General features: G+C 38.7%; 5 protein-coding genes. 4 read left to right on the top strand and 1 reads right to left on the bottom strand.

Annotation, left to right across the window (positions count from 1 at the left end; genetic code table 11):
- The first annotated feature begins 23 nt into the window (after positions 1 to 23).
- From FD47_RS13645 to FD47_RS13635, 3 genes are read left to right on the top strand one after another with little or no spacing between them, the layout of a single operon-like run.
- On the top strand, positions 24 to 665 hold the full coding sequence (locus FD47_RS13645) for an McbB family protein (protein WP_082402679.1): 642 nt from the start codon (positions 24 to 26) through the stop codon (positions 663 to 665).
- On the top strand, positions 658 to 1455 hold the full coding sequence (locus FD47_RS13640; protein ID WP_054736552.1) for a nitroreductase family protein: 798 nt from the start codon (positions 658 to 660) through the stop codon (positions 1453 to 1455). Before FD47_RS13645 ends, FD47_RS13640 begins: the two co-directional genes overlap by 8 nt.
- Positions 1436 to 2446 (top strand): hypothetical protein, encoded by a 1011-nt coding sequence (locus FD47_RS13635; RefSeq protein ID WP_138467974.1) that lies wholly within the window; start codon positions 1436 to 1438, stop codon positions 2444 to 2446. Before FD47_RS13640 ends, FD47_RS13635 begins: the two co-directional genes overlap by 20 nt.
- 56 nt (positions 2447 to 2502) lie before the next feature.
- Here the strand turns inward: FD47_RS13635 and FD47_RS13630 are convergent, their stop codons facing one another.
- A complete protein-coding gene (locus FD47_RS13630; RefSeq protein ID WP_056980803.1) occupies positions 2503 to 4038 on the bottom strand; it encodes an IS3 family transposase in 1536 nt (511 codons plus the stop codon).
- Positions 4039 to 4193: 155 nt separating this feature from the next.
- Between FD47_RS13630 and istA the strand changes: the two genes are divergently transcribed.
- Complete coding sequence (gene istA / locus FD47_RS13625) at positions 4194 to 4970, top strand: IS21 family transposase (protein WP_056980802.1); 777 nt, start codon at positions 4194 to 4196, stop codon at positions 4968 to 4970.
- Positions 4971 to 4976 lie beyond the last annotated feature (6 nt).

Below are 4976 nucleotides of genomic sequence, written 5' to 3'. Positions count from 1 at the left end.
TTAGTGTTGCACTTAAAGTGTAAATTCAAGAGAAAAAGAACCCCCTGAATTTTGATATTAAAAAAGTTGTTTTTTACTCAAATGATAAATCTATGGATCATTTATTTGATGAATATTTAAAGAGAGAAGCACCAAATGAATTTATTAGAATTGAAGGACTAAAGAATCTGCCAATTGATGAACATACGCTTCTTATTACGTTTATAAATCCATTATCTTTTGAGCAGATGGATCTTATATATGAAGAAGTGAAAAAGCATGACAGTATTTGGTCATTAAGTTATCCGTATAATAATGACATTTATTTTAATAATATATATAGGTGGTCATGGCATGTTCCATGCTACAAATGTGTCTTAGCAGGATTGCAGAATCGTGAAAGAGTTGACATATTTGATGAAGTATCTTATCAAAAAATTATCGAAGAATTGTATGAACAATATCCAAGTTTCGAGCCAGAAATCAAATTATCCTTCACGGACTCAATTCGAATTTTTAGCTTACTTGATTTTATACTTGATAGTTTGATTTATCGAAGAAAGTCTAAGGAAATTGATCGTACAGGCAATACGAATCTATTAGATGTTTATCAGCTTAATTTGAGAAATAAAAGAACAATGCACGAAGCCGCGGTTCATTGGGAGGTATGTGATTGTTATGAGTAATTATCCTTGGAAAAATGCTTATCGGTTTCCTGTTGGAAACGATTTATTAAAGACAGTGTTTCAGTTTCATAACAAAACTGTCTGGATTAATTATCAGAACAATATCAGGGTTCCTAGTGCAGAATTAGAGAATTGGATTAATGAAAACTCTGGCAATGAAAGTGATTATAGACCCGAAAGTTGGATAAAAAAGATAAAATTGACAAGTACTTTTAAACCAAACAACATAGGCAGTATTCGAGACTTTTCATTCAAACAATTAAGCCTGTGTATGGTAAGTAAACTAATAATTAAGTCTTTTGGGAAAAATGAAAATAACTTTTCCCGAAGATATCCTTCTGCAGGTGGATTATATACGGTTATCCCGCTACTCTATGTTTTTAATAGTGCAGGAGAAATTGAAAGCGGTATTTACATGATTGATTCTGTTAAATTTGAGTTATTGAAGATAGTCCCCAGCATAGAACAAAATGTCCCATTAAAAGATAGTATAACTATTAGCCAAGATGATTCCAAAATTCCGAGTGTGTACTGTATTGGGTATGCTATTAACATACCGGCTTCTGTTGTAAAGTATGGACTACGCGGGTACCGACATGCGTTAATGGAAGTTGGATTAATGGCGCAAGCTTTTAGAGAATCTTGCCATGAACTAAACCTTGGCGAGTATTGTTCATCATCATTTGATGACTTCCCTCTAACATATGAGTCGGGGTTAAATGTTCGCGATTCTCCTATTTGTTTAATTCAGTGGTTTGGGGGCAAGAAAGATGTTATTAAGTCTGAGTGACGGAAACTTTAACATTCCAAATAGTCAATATCGGAGTCAATTCTTATATCATTATTGTTATTTTGGTAATTTTCGCTATCGTTCATTAATTGGACCAAATGGTTCAAATTCAGGAGGCTTTTCAAGGCACAATTCTCTAATCAAGGGATATAGTGAATCGCTGGAGAGGATAGCACTGATGGAAACTATGATTTCTAAGAAGAAGTCGTTTCCAGCAATTAATGTGAGAACTCTTCAAACAGATATTATGTCTGATTATGAGATGGGGTATTGCATTTCTAATACTAATTTTTCAGATACCACTGGAACAGCTAGCTCATTAGATAGTGCACAGCTAATCAATAAGTCGATTTTTGAATTAATTGAGAAGAATGCCCTGTTTGTTATGTGGTATGGGAACAAAGGCGTTCATTTAAGCTTAGATAAAACGAATAGTAATATACAGAGACTGTTAAGAACAGTAAAAGCAAAGTCGCTCGTTCCACAATACTTCGCATATTCTTTTGGTTTAATCCATACCGTTCTATGTCTACTGGAGAGATCAAATGGCGTATTTTTCTCTTCAGGGGTATCCGGAAACACTAATTTAGAGCGTGCAATATTTGATTCAACGCAGGAAGCACTAGTATTGGGCTGGTCCGACCACACTAGATCTACAATAAAAGAAGATTTTTTTCCAAAAGGATTTTACGAAGAGAACGATAAAATATACCACTTATTTAAGCATACCAACGCAAAAAATCAAATTGTAAAAATGTCTAGTTTAGAAAATAAAGACGATGTAAAAATAAAGGATCTTCTGTCATCTTTACCCACGTGGATTAGTGACATACGGATCAGTGTACTACCTCATGCAAGCTTTTCGGATAGACCAGTTACAATAATGGCTTACTCAAGAAATCTATTCAATGGTTTGCCAAACAAGGATAGTATTAATTTAGCAAGAAGTATCAATCAGAAAACAATTCATCTAACTTATTCACAGCTGTGACTGCTAAACTAAAGTGAGCCAATTGGGCGTGCGGACGTTTTTCTGGACTTTAACCATCAAGCTATCTTGCTCTGACGGTATTTTTGTGGGCTCTTTCCTCCTAAAACTTTTTTTCTTCTCTTGGTGTTATACCACCCAATATATTCATTAAGTGCTTGTATGAAATCATCAATTGACTTTCCAATCCAACTTCGATTGTAAAAGAACTCCGTCTTGAGATGACCAAAGAAGCTCTCTGCTTGTGCATTATCTGGAGTGCTGCCTTTCTGCGACATTGATCGTGTAAAGCCAAACTTGTCCATTAGCCCAATCCAACCTGGCCAGCGGTAATGAGCGCCTCGATCGGAATGCACGATGATTTTTTCATTGGAAGGTAATCTTTCGGCCGCTACGCTAAGCATTGTATTGACAAGCTCTGCGTTTGGACTAGTACTGATAGTCCAACTCGTGATTTGACCATCAAAGCAATCAATGAGTGGTGATAGATATACTTTTCCGGCTTGGATAGAAAACTCTGTAATATCTGTTACCAGCTTTTGGTTTGGGACGTCTGATTGAAAATCTCGATCAAGTATGTTTGGCACAGCCGGCGTGATTTCACCCGCGTACGAGCTGTATTTTCGACAACGTGTGGTGGTAACTTCTAATCCTTCTTCAGCCATCAACCGGCGAATCACCTTCTCAGAAAGTTGGATCCCTTCATCATCGAGCTCCATCTTCATTCGACGGTACCCATAGCTTTTGTAATTTTGCTTAAAGATGATTTTCAAACGTGGACGTACTGCTTTATATTTATCGCCTTTGGCGATGGCATCACGTTGATAAAAGTAGCTGCTTTTGGATAATTGAAGAGCCTTGAGTAGCGTATTAAGCAGATATCTATCACGCAGGGCATCAATCACCTGAACCTTTTCTCGGTTAGTCAGATTGAGTTGGTTGATGCCCAGATCTTTTTTTAGGAGGGCATTCACCTGCAGGAGAATGTCGTTTTGAAGCTCAAGCTCTTTAATACGAGCTTGGAGATCTGAAACTTCTGGAGTGAAGTTTTCTCGATTCCTTTCATCACCTGATGAACTAGGCGTCTGTTTAGCTGGGAAGCTTTCACCGAGTACATCTTGCTTCCAACCGTAGAGTGTTTCGCGGCTAACCCCAAATTCATTCGCAATTTTTTTGGCAGGGACTGCTCGTTTATAGAGTGCTTCTACAGCTTTGACTTTAACATCATCCGGCGTGGTGGGCTTAGCCACAACCGTGCGGTTCCTTAATGAAGTATCACAACGAGGATCTGCTAATAACCACTCACGGAGAAGCTGTCGCGACGGGTAACCAAGCGCTTTGACTGTCTTTGTGATGAATTGTCCGTGTTCAAAGAAGTGATCCACTGCTGCTTGTCGTTGTTCATTGGAGTACTTCGGTTTTCTCTTTCGTGGAGTGTCACCAAGCGCGGCTTTGGCGTCTTGTTCGTAATCTTTAATCCATCGCTTCAATGCGCCTAAAGATGGATAACCCAATTCTCTAACCACTGCACTCCATGAATGGTGATATTGATAGAAGAGCTCGATGGCCCGTTTTTTATCTGCTTTTGAATACATACTGACATCATACCCTAAGTCCAGGAATTTGTCCGCACGCCCATTTCGATCAATAAGTTTAATCCAAAAACGCTCAATAAGATTGAGCCACCTTGGTTATTAAAAAGCTTATTCCAGTACAATTGAAAGATACATTGTGCTGGAGGTCGAAAAGGGTGAAGAAGTTGGCATTATATTCAAAGATCATTGGTTTAAAGGAACAGGGCTTCTCGCGGAGAAGCATCGCAACCAAGCTGGACATCTCGAGAAACACCGTCAAAGCGTATCTGGAACGTGATGAGGAGGAGATGACTGAATGGTTGGCATCAACTCGTAAACGAAAGAAGGTCCTAGATGATCATCAGGCAACTATCCTGGATTGGTTGAAGAAAAATCCGGATATGTCGGCAGCTCAAGTATGTGACTGGTTAGAAGAACAGAATTATGGCAAGTATGCCGAAAGTACTGTTCGCCGTTACGTCAAACAGCTCCGGATTAAATATAAGATTGATAAGCATACCAAACGACGGCAATATGAGGCGGTTCCAGAATTACCAATGGGATTACAGGGACAAGTCGACTTTGGACAAACGACTCAGCTGACTACCTCCGGTAGTCGGATTAAACTATATTTCTATGCGTTTGTCCTTGCCCATTCACGGTATAAGTACATTGAATGGCAGTTAAAACCATTTGTGACTGATGACCTAATCCGGTGTCTTCAAAATACCTTCAAGTTTTTGGGTGGCAAGCCAAAACAGATTGTTTACGATCAAGACCGAATCATTGTCGTCAGTGAAAACAATGGCGACATTATCTTTACCCAGGCTTTTCAGACTTTCCGTCAGACTGAACACTTTGAAGCTATTGAGTGCCGCGGATTTGATCCCGAGTCGAAAGGAAAAATTGAAAACGTGGTGAAGTTCGTTAGGTACTGTACCCTGTCAAGTTGACACATT

The organism is Lentilactobacillus parafarraginis DSM 18390 = JCM 14109, assembly GCF_001435895.1.
In the GTDB taxonomy this organism is placed as follows: Bacteria; Bacillota; Bacilli; order Lactobacillales; family Lactobacillaceae; genus Lentilactobacillus; species Lentilactobacillus parafarraginis.
The sequence above is the reverse complement of the archived record's forward strand: the minus strand, read 5'-3'. Positions and strand labels throughout refer to the sequence as shown.

Excerpts from the sequence above, each read along its gene's own strand:
- FD47_RS13640 (WP_054736552.1), top strand. The coding sequence starts at position 658 with ATGAGTAATTATCCTTGGAAAAATGCTTATCGGTTTCCTGTTGGAAAC.
- FD47_RS13635 (WP_138467974.1), top strand. The coding sequence starts at position 1,436 with ATGTTATTAAGTCTGAGTGACGGAAACTTTAACATTCCAAATAGTCAA.
- FD47_RS13630 (WP_056980803.1), bottom strand. The coding sequence starts at position 4,038 with ATGTATTCAAAAGCAGATAAAAAACGGGCCATCGAGCTCTTCTATCAA.